13 protein-coding genes and 1 pseudogene are annotated in these 14,799 nt (G+C 46.1%); 9 read left to right on the plus strand and 5 right to left on the minus strand.

All coding sequences use genetic code 11. The features are described from left to right. Positions 1 to 13 precede the first annotated feature (13 nt). The gene (locus tag ICN21_RS05330; protein WP_216177235.1) at positions 14 to 781 is read right to left on the minus strand and encodes a fumarylacetoacetate hydrolase family protein; all 768 of its coding nucleotides are present in this window, start codon (positions 779 to 781) and stop codon (positions 14 to 16) included. 55 nt (positions 782 to 836) lie between these two features. Here ICN21_RS05330 and ICN21_RS05335 point away from each other — a divergent pair, with 55 nt between their 5' ends. Beyond that, on the plus strand, positions 837 to 1,772 hold the full coding sequence (locus tag ICN21_RS05335; protein WP_216177238.1) for a hypothetical protein: 936 nt from the start codon (positions 837 to 839) through the stop codon (positions 1,770 to 1,772). 6 nt (positions 1,773 to 1,778) lie between these two features. Here the strand turns inward: ICN21_RS05335 and ICN21_RS05340 are convergent, their stop codons facing one another. Continuing rightward, complete coding sequence (locus ICN21_RS05340; RefSeq protein WP_216177240.1) at positions 1,779 to 2,783, minus strand: polyprenyl synthetase family protein; 1,005 nt, start codon at positions 2,781 to 2,783, stop codon at positions 1,779 to 1,781. Positions 2,784 to 2,859: 76 nt separating this feature from the next. On the opposite strand from ICN21_RS05340, the gene rplU reads away from it, so the two are divergent. The 4 genes and pseudogenes from rplU to proB all read left to right on the plus strand — a co-directional run. Continuing rightward, positions 2,860 to 3,171 (plus strand): 50S ribosomal protein L21, encoded by a 312-nt coding sequence (gene rplU / locus ICN21_RS05345; protein WP_215296220.1) that lies wholly within the window; start codon positions 2,860 to 2,862, stop codon positions 3,169 to 3,171. 19 nt (positions 3,172 to 3,190) lie between these two features. Then, on the plus strand, positions 3,191 to 3,451 hold the full coding sequence (rpmA, locus tag ICN21_RS05350; RefSeq protein ID WP_216177243.1) for a 50S ribosomal protein L27: 261 nt from the start codon (positions 3,191 to 3,193) through the stop codon (positions 3,449 to 3,451). A gap of 87 nt (positions 3,452 to 3,538) precedes the next feature. Beyond that, complete coding sequence (gene cgtA / locus ICN21_RS05355; protein ID WP_216177245.1) at positions 3,539 to 4,633, plus strand: Obg family GTPase CgtA; 1,095 nt, start codon at positions 3,539 to 3,541, stop codon at positions 4,631 to 4,633. A gap of 26 nt (positions 4,634 to 4,659) precedes the next feature. After that, a pseudogene (gene proB, locus ICN21_RS05360) lies at positions 4,660 to 5,430 on the plus strand (glutamate 5-kinase); the annotation flags it as partial. A gap of 26 nt (positions 5,431 to 5,456) precedes the next feature. Here proB and ICN21_RS05365 read toward each other — a convergent pair. Next, positions 5,457 to 6,020, minus strand: a complete 564-nt coding sequence (locus ICN21_RS05365) for a CNP1-like family protein (RefSeq protein ID WP_216177250.1) — start codon at positions 6,018 to 6,020, stop codon at positions 5,457 to 5,459. Next, positions 6,020 to 6,619 (minus strand): RNA pyrophosphohydrolase, encoded by a 600-nt coding sequence (locus tag ICN21_RS05370; protein WP_215296226.1) that lies wholly within the window; start codon positions 6,617 to 6,619, stop codon positions 6,020 to 6,022. Before ICN21_RS05370 ends, ICN21_RS05365 begins: the two co-directional genes overlap by 1 nt. Before the next feature lie 48 nt (positions 6,620 to 6,667). Between ICN21_RS05370 and ICN21_RS05375 the strand changes: the two genes are divergently transcribed. Further along, on the plus strand, positions 6,668 to 8,416 hold the full coding sequence (locus ICN21_RS05375; protein ID WP_216177252.1) for a proline--tRNA ligase: 1,749 nt from the start codon (positions 6,668 to 6,670) through the stop codon (positions 8,414 to 8,416). 8 nt (positions 8,417 to 8,424) lie between these two features. Here the strand turns inward: ICN21_RS05375 and ffh are convergent, their stop codons facing one another. Next, the gene (gene ffh, locus ICN21_RS05380) at positions 8,425 to 9,807 is read right to left on the minus strand and encodes a signal recognition particle protein (RefSeq protein ID WP_216177254.1); all 1,383 of its coding nucleotides are present in this window, start codon (positions 9,805 to 9,807) and stop codon (positions 8,425 to 8,427) included. 20 nt (positions 9,808 to 9,827) lie between these two features. Between ffh and ICN21_RS05385 the strand changes: the two genes are divergently transcribed. The 3 genes from ICN21_RS05385 to ICN21_RS05395 all read left to right on the plus strand — a co-directional run bounded on the left by ICN21_RS05385 (position 9,828) and on the right by ICN21_RS05395 (position 14,759). After that, on the plus strand, positions 9,828 to 10,679 hold the full coding sequence (locus ICN21_RS05385; RefSeq protein WP_215297250.1) for an inner membrane protein YpjD: 852 nt from the start codon (positions 9,828 to 9,830) through the stop codon (positions 10,677 to 10,679). A 3-nt stretch (positions 10,680 to 10,682) separates the two neighbouring features. Beyond that, the gene (gene ampD, locus ICN21_RS05390) at positions 10,683 to 11,501 is read left to right on the plus strand and encodes a 1,6-anhydro-N-acetylmuramyl-L-alanine amidase AmpD (RefSeq protein ID WP_255534220.1); all 819 of its coding nucleotides are present in this window, start codon (positions 10,683 to 10,685) and stop codon (positions 11,499 to 11,501) included. Positions 11,502 to 11,831: 330 nt separating this feature from the next. Continuing rightward, positions 11,832 to 14,759, plus strand: a complete 2,928-nt coding sequence (locus ICN21_RS05395) for a ribonucleoside-diphosphate reductase subunit alpha (RefSeq protein ID WP_370624062.1) — start codon at positions 11,832 to 11,834, stop codon at positions 14,757 to 14,759. The last annotated feature ends 40 nt before the right edge of the window (positions 14,760 to 14,799 follow it).

The following is a 14,799-nucleotide window of genomic DNA, read 5'->3' on the forward strand; positions in this document are numbered from 1 at the left end:
TGTAGAGAGTCAACTATTCGAAGCGATTATCGAGTCGACCCACGCCATCAATGATGATGCTGACATTGCTACCAGGTTTCATGGAGCCAACGCCTACTGAAGTGCCGCATGCAATGATGTCACCTGCCTCTAAAGGCACATCTTGGGAAATTAGGCTTACCAATTTGGCTGGTGGGAAGATCATGTCTGATATTGGGTAATTCTGACGCTCTTGATCATTGAGAATAGTTTTGATAGTTAATTTGCTTGGGTCAACATCGGTAGTGATGTAAGGGCCAAAGACACCAAAAGTGTTGAAGCTCTTGGAGCGGGTCCACTGTGCATAACCAGGATCACGATTCAGAATCTCAATGGCAGTGACATCGTTAATACAGGTGTAACCAAAAATCGCTTTTGCTGCCTCAGCCTCATCTGCTTCATGGATGCGCTTACCAATCACGATACCAAGTTCTCCCTCATAAACTACTTTTCCTGAATAGGACTTGGGAGCGCGAATCACTTGATTGGTAGCCAGAAAGGAATTATTGCCTTTGAGGAAATACAGCGGCTCGGCAGGTACGGCGTGCTCAAGCTTAGTTACGAGCGCATGAAAGTTATCCACCATGGCAACCATCTTGGATGGGGTGCATGGGATGTCAATGGTGACATCGGCCAATTTCACGGTTTCGCCAGTCGGTTTTGGGTTTTGAAACAAGTCGCCTGAGTACACCGCAATTTGATCACCCTGTACTTGTCCTAAACCACTTTTACCTTGATGTTGAAATTTGAGCCATTGAGCCATAATGAGTTCCTATGAATTAAATATTTGATAATCAATATCTTACAGGGGTGAGTTGATGTCTAAGACTTCTGAGCTCGTTTTTGCACCAGAATTAGATCAGCCCGTTCGTTACATGGAACGCACCCGTAGCTATTATTTGGGTTTGGGATACGAGAATCCCTATGTGTGGGCTCACTATATTGATGCGCCATTTACGCCGCTCAAGAAACCCCTCAATCAATCTATTTTGGGTTTAATTACTACCGCAGTACCCTTTGATGCTAGCAAAGGGAATCAAGGTCCTGGTGCCCCTTATAACGCGGCAGCAAAGTTTTATCAGCCCTATCAACATTCAATAGATGGCGATATCGATTTAAGAATTGCGCATGTCGGTATTGATCGTAAAAATGCCAATATGGAAGATATGCCTTGTTGGTTTCCATTGTCAGCAGCTCAGCAGGCTGTAAAGGCGGGCAGGATCCAAGCACTTTCTCCCCATTTTTATGGTTTACCTACTAATCGCAGTCAACGTCATACTTTCGAGATAGACGCCCCAATCATTTTGGACATGTTGCGTGCAGATCATGTTGAGATCGCTGTTTTGATTCCGAATTGTCCTGTCTGCCATCAGAGCCAAAGTTTATTGGCGAGATATCTGGAGGCAGCAGGTATTTCAACAGTAGTGATGGGTGCAGCAAAAGATATTGTTGAGTATTGTGGCGTTCCCAGATTTTTGTTTAGCGATTTCCCATTAGGAAATGCCGCTGCAAAACCCAAGGATCCCGAGTCTCAGATTCTCAATTTTGAATTAGCACTGCGCCTATTGGAGTCTGCTCCTGCAGCTCGAACCACGATGCAATCACCCCTCGTTTGGTCGGTGGATCCTAGTTGGAAATTGGACTATTCCAATCTGGAAAAGTTATCTAAGCAAGAAGTTGAAAGATTGAGAGATGAAGCTGAACAGGCGCGCATTACAGCGCGTGAACTTAGAATGAAAAGCGTTGGAAATTAAGCGTTTTTAGGTCTGGCGCGAGAGCGAATATTCGCAGAGGGCTTGCAGTGCAGATGTCGCCTCGTTCGCTGGAAAATCCTGAATGCAGTCCAAAGCCAAATCTGCTTCACGCTTTGCTGCGGCCTGGGTGTAATCAAGCGCACCAGAACTTTGCACTGCGTTCAGAATTTGTGCAAATACATCATCAGGTAAATCTTGGTTTTGCTCCACCGCTGCGCGGACCAATAAACGTTCTTCATTGCTGCCATTTTCTAGCAGATAGATAAGCGGTAAAGTGGGCTTACCTTCGCGCAAATCATCGCCAGCGTTTTTCCCCATCTGTGAGGCATTGGCTGTGTAATCTAAAAGATCATCCATCAACTGGAATGCAGTGCCAATGTGCCGCCCAAATGCTGCTGCTTGTTCACGTTGAACGTCTGTGGCATTTGCCAAAATGGCGCCAAGCTCAGTAGAAGCCTCAAACAATTTGGCAGTTTTGTAGCGAATGACTTGTAGGTAGCTCGCTTCGTCAACTTCAGGGTCATTCATATTCAGGAGTTGCAGCACCTCTCCTTCAGCAATCGTATTGGTTGCGTCTGACAGAATTTGCATCACCCGCAGATCGTTTGGCTTGACCATCATCTGAAAGGCTCTGGAATATAAAAAATCGCCCACTAATACGCTAGCGGCGTTGCCAAAAGCGGTATTTGCTGTCTCACGACCCCTTCTCAGCGTGGATTCATCGACTACATCGTCATGTAAGAGGGTGGCAGTATGGATGAATTCAACTACAGCAGCCATTTCTTGGGTATGAGGAGATACTTTGCCATTGCTAAGAGCTTTAGCAACCAACATCAAGAGCGCAGGCCGCACGCGTTTGCCGCCAGCCTGAATGATATAAGCCGAAATTTGGTCAATTAAGGCTACTTTTGAGGCTAAACGCTCACGAATCACCCCGTCTAAGTCCTTGAATTCTAAGGAAATAGGGGCCAGGATTTGGCTTAACTCATTGATTTTGACAGTGCTGGTCATGCAAGATATAATAATCGGCTTAGCTTATCCAGGGTGGATTAGCTTAAATGTTAAATATTAATTGAGGTTTCAAACCATGTACGCGGTCATAAAAACCGGTGGCAAACAGTATAAAGTTGCCGCAGGCGAAAAATTGAAAATAGAACAGATACCAGCGGAAATCGGCAGCGAAATCACTCTTGACCAAGTCCTCGCCGTTGGCGAAGGCGCTTCACTGAAGTTAGGTGATCCAATGGTTAATGGTGCAGCTGTGATGGCCACTGTCGTCTCCCAAGGACGTCACGATAAAGTGACAATCTTTAAGATGCGCCGTCGCAAGCATTATCAAAAGCACCAAGGCCATCGTCAGAATTTCACTGAAATTTTGATCAATACGATTAAAGCCTAATTCAGGGTAGGAGAAAGATATGGCACAGAAAAAAGGCGGCGGCTCAACACGAAATGGTCGCGACTCGGAATCGAAACGCTTAGGCGTTAAGGTATTTGGCGGCGAGCATATTAATGCTGGCAGCATCATTATTCGTCAACGTGGCACACGTGTTCATCCAGGTGCTAACGTTGGTATTGGTAAAGATCACACTTTGTTCGCCTTAATTGACGGTCAAGTGGAATTTGGCGTTAAGGGTGCTTTGAAGAAGGCCCAAGTTTCAGTTTTGCCTCGTTTATAAGGCGCCTGACTGAGACTCGTTTGATTCAGATTCATTCCGAATTTAACTCTTAGGAACAGGCCTCGCTAAGCGAGGCCTTTTTTATTCATGAAATTTATAGACGAAGCTCGTATTGAAGTCATAGCTGGCCAGGGTGGCGCCGGGAGTGCTTCCATGCGCCGCGAAAAGTTTATTGAATTTGGCGGACCCGATGGCGGTGATGGTGGTGAGGGCGGGAGCGTTTGGGCAACGGCTGATCGAAATATCAATACCTTGATTGATTACCGCTACGCTAAAACACATACTGCAAAAAATGGTGAGCCAGGCCGAGGCGCTGATTGCTATGGTCGTGCAGGTGATGATATTGAATTGCGCATGCCAGTAGGCACCATCATTTCTGACTATGAAACCGGTGAGCCGATTGCAGACTTAACAACTCATGGTGAGCGTTTGTGTTTGGCACAAGGTGGTGTTGGTGGTTGGGGCAATATTCACTTTAAGAGCAGTACAAATAGAGCGCCACGTCAAAAGACCAATGGCAAGCCTGGTGAACGTCGCAAACTCAAACTCGAATTAAAAGTATTGGCTGATGTGGGTTTGTTGGGCATGCCAAATGCTGGTAAGTCTACTTTAATTACCGCCGTATCCAATGCGCGCCCAAAAATTGCGGACTATCCATTCACAACGCTTCATCCTAATTTGGGTGTAGTGCGTGTCGGTAATGAGCGGAGCTTTGTGATCGCAGATATTCCTGGGTTAATTGAGGGTGCGGCAGAGGGTGCAGGCCTAGGCCATCGTTTCTTACGTCACTTGCAACGTACTGGAGTTCTCTTGCACCTAGTTGATCTAGCCCCATTTGATGAGAATGTAGATCCAGTAGCGGATGCCAAGGCGATCGTAAATGAATTACGTAAATACGATGAGGCTTTGGTTGAAAAGCCACGCTGGTTGGTCTTAAACAAGGTCGACATGATTCCTGAAGAGGATCGTCAAAAAGTTGTTGCTGACTTTGTCAAAAAGTTTAAGTGGAAAGGTCCTGTATTTGAGATATCTGCTTTAACTGGGCTGGGTTGCGACAAGCTTTGTTATTCCCTGCAAGATTATTTGGATTCTGTACGTCGTGATCGTGATGATGCTGAGGAGCGCGCAGCAGACCCACGCTATCAAGATCAAGCGCAAGACAAAGATAAAACTCCAGATTAAAAGTTAATTGAGCATCTTCATTTGCTATGAACCTTAAACAAACTAAACGTATCGTTGTCAAAGTTGGATCTAGCCTAGTCACAAATAATGGTGAGGGCTTAGATCATGTTGCTATTGGCATGTGGGCAGAACAAATTGCGGGTTTATTAGAGGCTGGTCATGAAGTTTTAATGGTGAGCTCGGGCGCGATTGCTGAAGGTATGCAGCGTTTGGGTTGGCCTAAGCGTCCACAAGAAATTCATCAATTACAGGCTGCTGCTGCGGTTGGTCAAATGGGTTTAGTGCAGGTATATGAGAGCTGTTTTGCACGCTTTAATTTGCGTAGTGCCCAGGTTTTACTTACCAACGCAGACTTAGCCCATACTGAACGTAATGCGAATGCAAAAGGTACCCTAGACACCTTGTTGAAATTAGGTGTAGTGCCTATCATCAATGAGAATGACACCGTCGTTACTGACGAAATTAAATTTGGTGATAACGATAGTCTCGCTGCCTTGGTGACAAACCTAGTGCATGCAGACCTCTTAGTGATTCTCACTGATCAGGGTGGTTTATTTACCGCTGATCCTCGTCAAAATCCGGATGCAACCCTCTTGATCGATGCGATTGCTGGCGATCCTGCCCTAGAAAAAATGGCGGGTGGGGCTGCAAGTGAGCTTAGTAAAGGCGGCATGCTGACTAAAGTATTAGCGGCAAAAATTGCAGTCCAAACTGGCGCATCTACGGTGATTGCTTCAGGTCGTGAGCCAGAGGTGTTAACACGCCTTCTAGCTGGCGAGAAAATTGGTACTTGCCTAAGCCCTAAATAAACTGCATTGCCACTTTATTGAATACCAAATGAGTTGGTTGGCTTGGTGCCACCTGTGAATCCATTGGGATTTAGAGATTGAAGAATAGTCTTGGTATTCTTTTCTTGCGAGTTGAAATTGCAAAATGCACCTTGCGCTAAAGCCGCTTGGTAGCGATTGGGAACATTGTTTTGGATCCCTCTCCAACTAGAAAGTGGGTTTTCTCTCCAAGCATTATTTTCCAAGTTGCCATATAGGCGCCATTGGAATGAATCACAACGGATGCCCTCATATTGTGCTTGTTGACCACCGCTGGGATTTGTCATCACAACAATGTAGCGAGTTACGCCATCGGCACCAATCAAAATCGAGTCGGTGTCGACCGCAAATTTAAAAATAGTGTGTTGTGACACGTAAAAAGGGAGCAGAGTTGATGGATTGGGCGGGTTCAGGGGCATTTTGGTCGTACCTTCTTTAAACACCATCGGTGCGAAAGGATCAAGACCGCTTTGTATGGGATCACCAGCACAGGCCAGTAAAGTTAAGGCAACACAAATACAAGAGACATATTGGCTAAGGGTGCGAAAGAAAGAACTCATTATTTTTGCTTATCCGATTTAGTAGACTCTTGATGAATCTCGTCGCCCTTGGAGTAAAAAGATTGTAGGAGATCTAAAGGCGTTCCCCAGGCTAATTGTTGCATGCGGACTCCTTTAGCAAGATAGCGGGCAAGCTCAGATAAAGCCAGTTGATAAACTTCGCGTTTAAAACCAATAACAGCATCAAGCTGAATCCAAAATGGAACCCAGCGCCAAGCATCAAATTCAGGATGTTCCGTAGCTCTTAATTGAATATCGCTATCTAAGCCAACTAGACGAAGTAGAAACCAGATTTGTTTTTGACCACGGTAGGCGGCACGGTGAACGCGGGTGGCATGTTGACGACGTAAATACTCCTCAGGGACGTCGTAACGAAGCCAGTCCCTGGTTCGTCCAATAATCTGGACATGTTCCGGTAGCAAGCCAACCTCTTCATGCAATTCGCGGTACATTGCCTGTTCAGGACTCTCGCCATGCGCTATTCCGCCCTGCGGGAACTGCCACGAATGCTGCCCAACGCGTTTTCCCCAGAAAACCTCGTTACGGCTGTTAAGGAGGACAATGCCGACATTGGGTCTATACCCTTCACGGTCAAGCATGATCGTGCCCCAAATCCTTTAAAATCAATGATTTGATTATATCCATACATGAAAGCATCACAATCATTTCTCGCCACGCTAAAAGAAGCCCCCTCTGACGCTGAGGTGGTTTCGCATAAGCTCATGGTGCGAGCAGGTTTAATTCGCAAGCTGAGTGCCGGTATTTACAACTACTTGCCGCTGGGATTAAAAGTGATCCGCAAGGTTGAAAATATCATTCGCGAAGAAATGAATCGTGCTGGCGCAATCGAATTGCTAATGCCAATGATTCAGCCTGCTGAATTATGGCAAGAGACTGGTCGATGGGAGAAGATGGGGCCTGAGTTGCTCCGTATTAAAGATCGTCACGATCGCGATTTTTTAATTCAGCCAACCTCGGAAGAAGTTATTACCGATTTAGCTCGCAACGAGATCAAGAGTTACAAGCAGTTACCAGTCAACTTCTATCAAATACAAACGAAGTTCCGCGATGAGCGTCGCCCACGTTTTGGAATCATGCGTGGTCGTGAGTTCAGCATGAAAGACGCTTACTCATTTGATCGAGATGCTGAAGGCTTAAAGAAGTCCTATCAAATCATGTTTGATGCTTATACCCGTATCTTTAAGCGAATGGGACTCAAGTTCCGTGCGGTGACAGCAGATAACGGCGCGATTGGTGGCTCCGGTAGTCAAGAGTTTCATGTGATTGCTGATACCGGTGAAGATGCTATTGTCTATTGCCCGAGTTCAGATTACGCAGCCAACCTAGAGGCAGCAGAATCCCTTGCATTGATTGCTCAGCGTGCTGCTGCAAGTACTGCATTGAATAAGGTTCCAACACCGAATAAGAGTACTTGTGCTGATGTTGCCCAGTTTCTTAAGCTTCCATTAGAAAAGACGGTCAAGACTTTATTGTTTTCTGCTGATCAAGAAAAAGGTCCAGCCAAACTCTTTATGTTGTTAGTGCGTGGGGACCATGAGCTTAATGAAGTGAAGGCAAGCAAGATTCCAGGGATGGCCGAATCTCGCTTTGCTACTGAAGCAGAAATTAAACAAGCTTGTAATACACCTGCCGGCTACTTGGGTCCAGTTGGCGTCAGTGCTGATGTCACAGTGGTCGCAGATCGTACGGTTGCCAATATGGCTGACTTTGTCTGTGGCGCAAACGAGGCTGGCCACCATTTAACTGGGGTGAACTGGGGCCGTGATTTACCAGAGCCACTCGTCTTAGATATTCGTAATGCGGTCATTGGCGATCCTTCGCCTGACGGTAAAGGTGTTGTTGATATCTGCCGCGGCATTGAAGTCGGTCACATTTTCCAGTTGGGCACTCGTTATTCCGAAGCTATGGGTTGTACATACTTGGATCAACAAGGTAAAGCACGGCAGATGGTGATGGGTTGTTACGGTATCGGCGTTACTCGATTGCTTGGCGCTGCAATTGAACAAGGTCACGATGAGCGCGGCATTATTTGGCCGATCTCGATGGCGCCATTTGAAGTCGTGATTTGCCCAATGGGTTACGAGAAATCTGAACAAGTAAAAGTAGCATGCGATCAGTTGCATGATGAATTGCTTACGGCTGGGATCGATGTGATTTTGGATGATCGTAATGAGCGTCCGGGTGCAATGTTTGCTGACTGGGAATTGATTGGCGCGCCATTCCGCGTTGTTATTGGTGATCGTGGCTTGGCAGATTCTCAAGTGGAATTCAAAGGGCGTACTGATGCGGAATCACAAAATATCCCACTAGCGCAAATCAAAGAGAAAGTAATTACTGCGGTTCAAGCGGCAAAGAGTTCAGTTAATTCACTTTAGTTAGTGATTTATTTTTTGAAGAGCCCGCCGATACCCTTGGCGGCGCCTTTAGCAGCCATCGTTGCCATGGTGCGCGCCATCTTCCCGCCTTTGAATTGCTTCATCATGGTTTGCATTTGCTCAAACTGAGCAAGTAGACGGTTTACTTCTTGCACCTCTACGCCAGCACCTGCAGCAATACGCCGTTTGCGACTCGCTTTGAGTAACTCAGGTTTACTGCGCTCACGCGGAGTCATACTGTCGATGATTCCACGCATCCGCTTGGTTTGTTTATCGGCGTTACTCAGATTGGTTTTGGTTGCCGCTTGAGCTACTTGAGTTGGGAGTTTGTCCATCAAGCTAGCCATACCACCCATCTTTTGCATTTGCAGAAGTTGATCACGAAAATCCTCGAGATCAAAGCCGCCTTTAGAAATCTTGCTAGCTAATTTTTCTGCTTTAGCAACATCCACGTGTTGCTGGGCTTGCTCAACCAAGGCCAGGATATCGCCCATACCAAGGATGCGGTTAGCCATCCGCTCAGCATCAAAGGCTTCTAGGCCATCCATCTTTTCTGCCACCCCAATAAATTTGAGTGGCACACCAGTCACCTGACGAACAGAGAGGGCTGCACCGCCGCGTGAGTCACCATCTAACTTAGTGAGGATGACGCCGGTAAGTGGGAGCGCTTCATGGAATGCTTTAGCAGTATTGACGGCATCTTGACCAAGCATGGCATCCACCACAAATAAGGTCTCGATCGGATGTAAGCTCGCATGCAAAGTTTTGATTTCTTGCATGAGTGCCTCATCAATGCCCAGGCGTCCTGCTGTATCAACAATGACTACGTCAAAATAATGACGGCGTGCCCAATCGAGTGCAGCAGTTGCAATGTCATTTGGTTTTTGATTGATATTGCTGGAGAAAAATTCTGCACCAACTTGTTTGGTAACCGTTTCTAACTGTTCGATAGCAGCAGGGCGGTATACGTCGCAAGAAACGGTGAGAACTTTCTTTTTCTTTTTTTCTTGGAGCCATTTGGCTAGCTTACCGACGGAGGTAGTCTTACCAGCACCCTGCAAGCCTGCCATCAAAATCACGGCGGGCGGTTGAGTGGCTAAATTGAGTTCACCGCTTTGCTGAACATCGCCCCTCATGACTTGGGCTAGTTCGCGCTGAACTACGCCAACGAGCGCCTGACCAGGGCTGAGGCTTCCAACCACTTCCTCGCCAAGGGCTTTAAATTTAATTTGTTCCAGGAGAGATTTGACAACGGGGAGGGCTACGTCGGCTTCTAATAAGGCCAAACGGATCTCCCGCAGCATTTCTGCAGTGTTTTCTTCCGTTAGGCGGGCTTGACCCCGCATGGTTTTAACAACGCGAGATAGGCGGTCGGTAAGGTTTTGTAGCATTTATCGATTAGACTTTGATGATGAACATTTTAGATTACTTAAGTCTCGACGCCCTTATCCCCCTGTGCTATTTGATTCTGTTGATCTTTTTGGGCTTAAGGTCCAAGAAAAGAGAGAGCCAATCCTCTCAGTCATCTTTACTGGTGAGAGCGCTGATATTTGCATTACTGGTAGTGCATGGTATTCAGATTCATGAATCCGTTTTCACGCCAGAAGGCTTTGTATTTGGCTTTGCCCAAGATTTATCCCTGACTGCCTGGGTAGGCTTGGCATTTTATTGGTTCCAATCTTGGTTTTTACCAATCGCTAGTTTGCTCTGGATGTCGGTTTTATTTGCTTTATTTTGTTCCTTGCTGCCGCTCTTTTTCCCGGGTACCTTGATTTCTCCAGAGGCTGTTTCAGATCCTTGGTTTAAGGCGCACTTTATTGTGGCAACTGTTTCTGTGGGCTTATTAAGTTTGGCGGCAATGCAAGCAATGTTAATGAGTGCCTATGACCGCGCCTTACATCAACAGCTTGGGATCCTGCCCAATAGCCGCGTGGCTTTTTGGCTGGATGATCTACCACCTTTGATGACTATTGAAAGTCTCTTATTTAACCTGTTGTATGTTGGTTTTGGTCTGCTGACGCTCACTGTATTTTCGGGGCTATTATTTTCTCAAGCATTGTTTGGTAAACCGTTTGTTTGGGACCACAAAACAATTTTTGCCGTAGTGTCTTGGCTTCTATTTGCTGGATTAATTATTGCCCGTTGGAGAGTCGGGCTCAGAGGTAGACTCGCAATTCGTTTGGTCTTGAGTGCCTATGTTGCCCTATTACTCGCTTATGTTGGTAGCCGTTTTGTATTGGAAGTGATTCTTCAGCGAGCATGATCCTTGTTTAAGTGGCTTCTTTTATTTGCTGGCGCATATCTTTTTTATCTCTGGATAAAGGGTAAAAAGCGAATCAAGGCAAATCAGGCAGCTGCAGCGAACCCTAAGCCAGATAAAGCTCACAAGACCTTTGAGCCCGAGATCATGGTGCCTTGTCAGCATTGCAAAGTACACCTTCCAAAATCTGAAGCAATCGCTCATGAGCAACGTTTTTATTGCTCTCATGAGCATCTTAATTCACTGGATGTAGAAGGTTGGATTGGTTCTACTCAATGGCGTACTTCACCGCATCAAGATGTGAGACCAGATAGCACCCAACCAGATCTTGTGGTCATGCATCACATTAGTTTGCCGCCGGGACAATTTAAATCCCAAGACTGTAGCTCTTACATCGTGGATTTTTTCCAAAATAAGCTTGATCCAAATGCGCATCCTTATTTTGCGGAAATTGCCGAGCAAAAAGTGTCTAGTCACTTTCTGATTACCCGCTCTGGTGAGTTGATTCAGTTTGTTTCAACCCGAAACAAGGCTTGGCATGCTGGAGTCTCTTCATTTTTGGGTAGGGAAAAGTGTAATGACTTTTCTATTGGCATTGAGTTGGAGGGCGATGGAGATACGCCCTTTGAAGAAGTTCAGTACAAAACTTTGGCAGGCCTAATAAAAAAATTAGAAGTAAGTTATCCCCATCTTCAATTTGCAGGACACAGCGATATCGCGCCCGATAGAAAAACCGACCCAGGAATCTTTTTTGATTGGAAAAAGTTCCAAAATGAGACAGGCGTCTCTACCAAAAACCTTCCTTATGGGATTGCTTCTCGCTAGTCTGTTTTAAGTATGTAAGCGTACGCTTACTTTTTTAGCCTTTGCCTAAAAGGACTAAAAATCATGCACCAAATTGCCCCCAATATCATTGGATTCCTTAGTAAAAATACTTATGAATTTTTGTTAGAAAAAGCTTACCAAAGGGTAAATATTTCCCTATACTTAGTACCTAATGCCCTTCGAGACACTAGATGTAGTGTTTGAATCCAGCAATACACCATTGTTTTTTAACGATATTTTGTCCAAATAACTATATAGAGACGTAGGAATAACATGACATACGCAAATCCACCGACGGCAGGTCAAACACCGGGAGCAAATAACCCAGGAATGAGTCCTGCGGGGGCGATTAATCAGACCCCTTCTGCTAGCTTTGTAGCTGGCGGTGTTGGTGGAGCCCAAGCTACCCAGTTATCTGACTACAAAATTATTCGCCGTAATGGCTCAGTGGTAGCTTTTGAGCCATCTAAGATTGCGATTGCGGTAACTAAAGCATTTTTGGCGGTTAATGGTGGTCAGGGTGCGGCATCAGCACGCGTGCGCGAGCAAGTTGAGCAATTAACTCATGCCGTAGTGCGCGCTCTATTGCGTAGCCGTCCTAATGGCGGTACTTTCCACATTGAAGATATTCAAGACCAAGTTGAATTGGCTTTGATGCGTAGTGGTGAGCACAACGTTGCCCGTGCCTATGTTCTTTATCGCGAGAAGCGCAATCAAGAGCGTGCTGCCCAACAAGAAATCAATCAAGAAACGCAAGCGGCTCATCAAGCTGGTGAATCCGGCATTAAGGTGACTGATAACGGCGTTGAGAAGTATCTCGATATGGCAGCTTTGCGCACTGTGATTGAAGCCGCATGTGAAGGCCTGGGCAATCACATTGATGCAAGCCCAATCATTACTGAAACTATCAAGAACTTGTACGATGGCGTGCCTATGGCGCAAGTTTATGACTCCGCTATTTTGGCTTCACGTACCTTGATCGAAAAAGATCCTGCATATAGTCAAGTAACTGCACGCATCCTGATGCACGTGATCCGTAAGGAAATTTTTGGTAAGGAAGTATTGCAAGGCGATACCCAAGCTGAATACAGCACCTACTTTGCTAAGTACATCAATGAAGGTATCTCTGCAGAATTGTTAGACCCACGCATGCGTGATTTTGATTTGCCAAAATTGGCTGCTGCATTGAACGCGAGCCGTGATTTGCAGTTCAACTACCTTGGTCTCCAGACTTTGTATGACCGCTATTTCTTGCACATTGAAGATCGTCGTATTGAAATGCCACAGGCTTTCTTTATGCGTGTTGCAATGGGCTTGGCAATGAATGAGTTGGATCGCGAGCGTCGTGCAATTGAGTTCTATGAAATCCTCTCTACATTTGATTTCATGTCCAGCACACCAACTTTGTTTAATTCAGCAACGACTCGTCCACAGCTCTCTAGCTGCTATTTGACAACTGTTGAAGATGATCTTGATGGTATCTACGAAGCGTTGAAAGAAAATGCCTTGTTATCTAAGTTTGCTGGTGGCTTGGGTAATGATTGGACTAACGTCCGCGCCCTAGGAAGCCATATCAAAGGTACTAACGGTAAATCGCAAGGTGTTGTGCCATTTCTCAAAGTGGTGAATGACACTGCAGTTGCTGTGAACCAAGGCGGTAAGCGTAAGGGTGCAGTTTGCGCCTACTTAGAAACATGGCACTTGGATATTGAAGAGTTCTTAGAATTGCGTAAGAACACTGGTGATGACCGTCGTCGTACCCATGACATGAATACTTCTAACTGGATTCCTGACTTGTTCATGAAGCGTGTCATGGAAAACGGTGACTGGACTTTGTTCTCACCTTCTAATACTCCAGATTTGCATGATAAGTTTGGCAAGGCGTTTGAAGAGGCTTATGTTGCCTACGAGCAAAAAGCAGATCGTGGTGAGTTAAAGCCATTCCGCAGAATTCCAGCGCAACAATTGTGGCGCAAGATGCTTGGTATGTTGTTTGAAACTGGTCACCCATGGATCACTTTCAAAGATCCTTGCAACATCCGTAGCCCACAGCAACATATTGGCGTGGTTCACTCATCTAACCTGTGTACTGAAATTACTCTCAATACCAATGAGGAAGAGATTGCAGTTTGTAACTTGGGTTCTGTGAACTTAACTGCGCATATGACTACTGATGCAAGCGGTAAATTGGTCTTAGATCACGAGAAGCTCCAGAAAACTGTGCGCACTGCAATGCGCATGCTCGATAACGTGATCGATATTAACTACTACGCGGTTGCTAAGGCACGTAATTCCAATCTGAAGCACCGTCCGGTTGGCATGGGCATTATGGGCTTCCAGGATTGCTTGCATATGCAACGTATTCCTTACGCTAGCGATGCAGCCGTGAAGTTTGCAGATTCCTCTATGGAAGCAGTGTGCTACTACGCTTATCAAGCTTCTTGTGAGTTGGCTGAAGAGCGCGGTGTTTATAGCACCTATAAAGGCTCTTTATGGGATCGTGGCATCCTCCCACAAGATTCAGTGGCCTTATTGGCAGCTGAGCGCGGTGGTTATGTAGAAGTGGATAACTCATCCACTATGGATTGGAGCGGTTTGCGTGCCCGTATCAAACAACACGGTATGCGTAACTCCAATTGCGTAGCTATTGCGCCTACGGCAACGATCTCCAACATCATTGGTGTTTCTGCTTGTATCGAGCCAACATTCCAGAACTTGTTTGTGAAGTCCAACCTATCCGGTGAGTTCACGGTGGTAAACGAGTACTTGGTGCGGGATTTGAAGGATCGTGGTCTTTGGGATGAAGTGATGATTGCCGACTTGAAGTACTTTGATGGCACTTTATCGAAGATCGATCGTATTCCACAAGATTTGCGTGATCTGTATGCGACCGCCTTTGAAGTCGAGCCAAGTTGGTTGGTTGAGGCGGCTTCCCGTCGTCAAAAATGGATTGACCAGGCTCAGTCATTGAATATCTACATGGGCGGTGCATCTGGTAAGAAATTGGACGATACCTATAAGCTGGCTTGGTTGCGTGGTCTAAAGACCACTTATTACCTCCGCACGATGGCCGCAACCCACGTCGAGAAATCAACCGTGGCTAGTGGTCAATTGAACTCAGTATCGAGTGGTGGTGGCGTAAATGGAACTGATGCGACAGCTGCTGCAAATGCAACTGGTGCAGTAGAGGCTGATGGCCCAGTTTGCACAATGCGCCCAGGCGATGCTGGCTTTGAAGAATGTGAAGCATGCCAATAAGCCATTTGCTGATTGGTCAGGAATAGAAGAATTTAGGAGA

This window comes from Polynucleobacter sp. AP-Feld-500C-C5, assembly GCF_018882265.1.
In the GTDB taxonomy this organism is placed as follows: Bacteria; Pseudomonadota; Gammaproteobacteria; order Burkholderiales; family Burkholderiaceae; genus Polynucleobacter.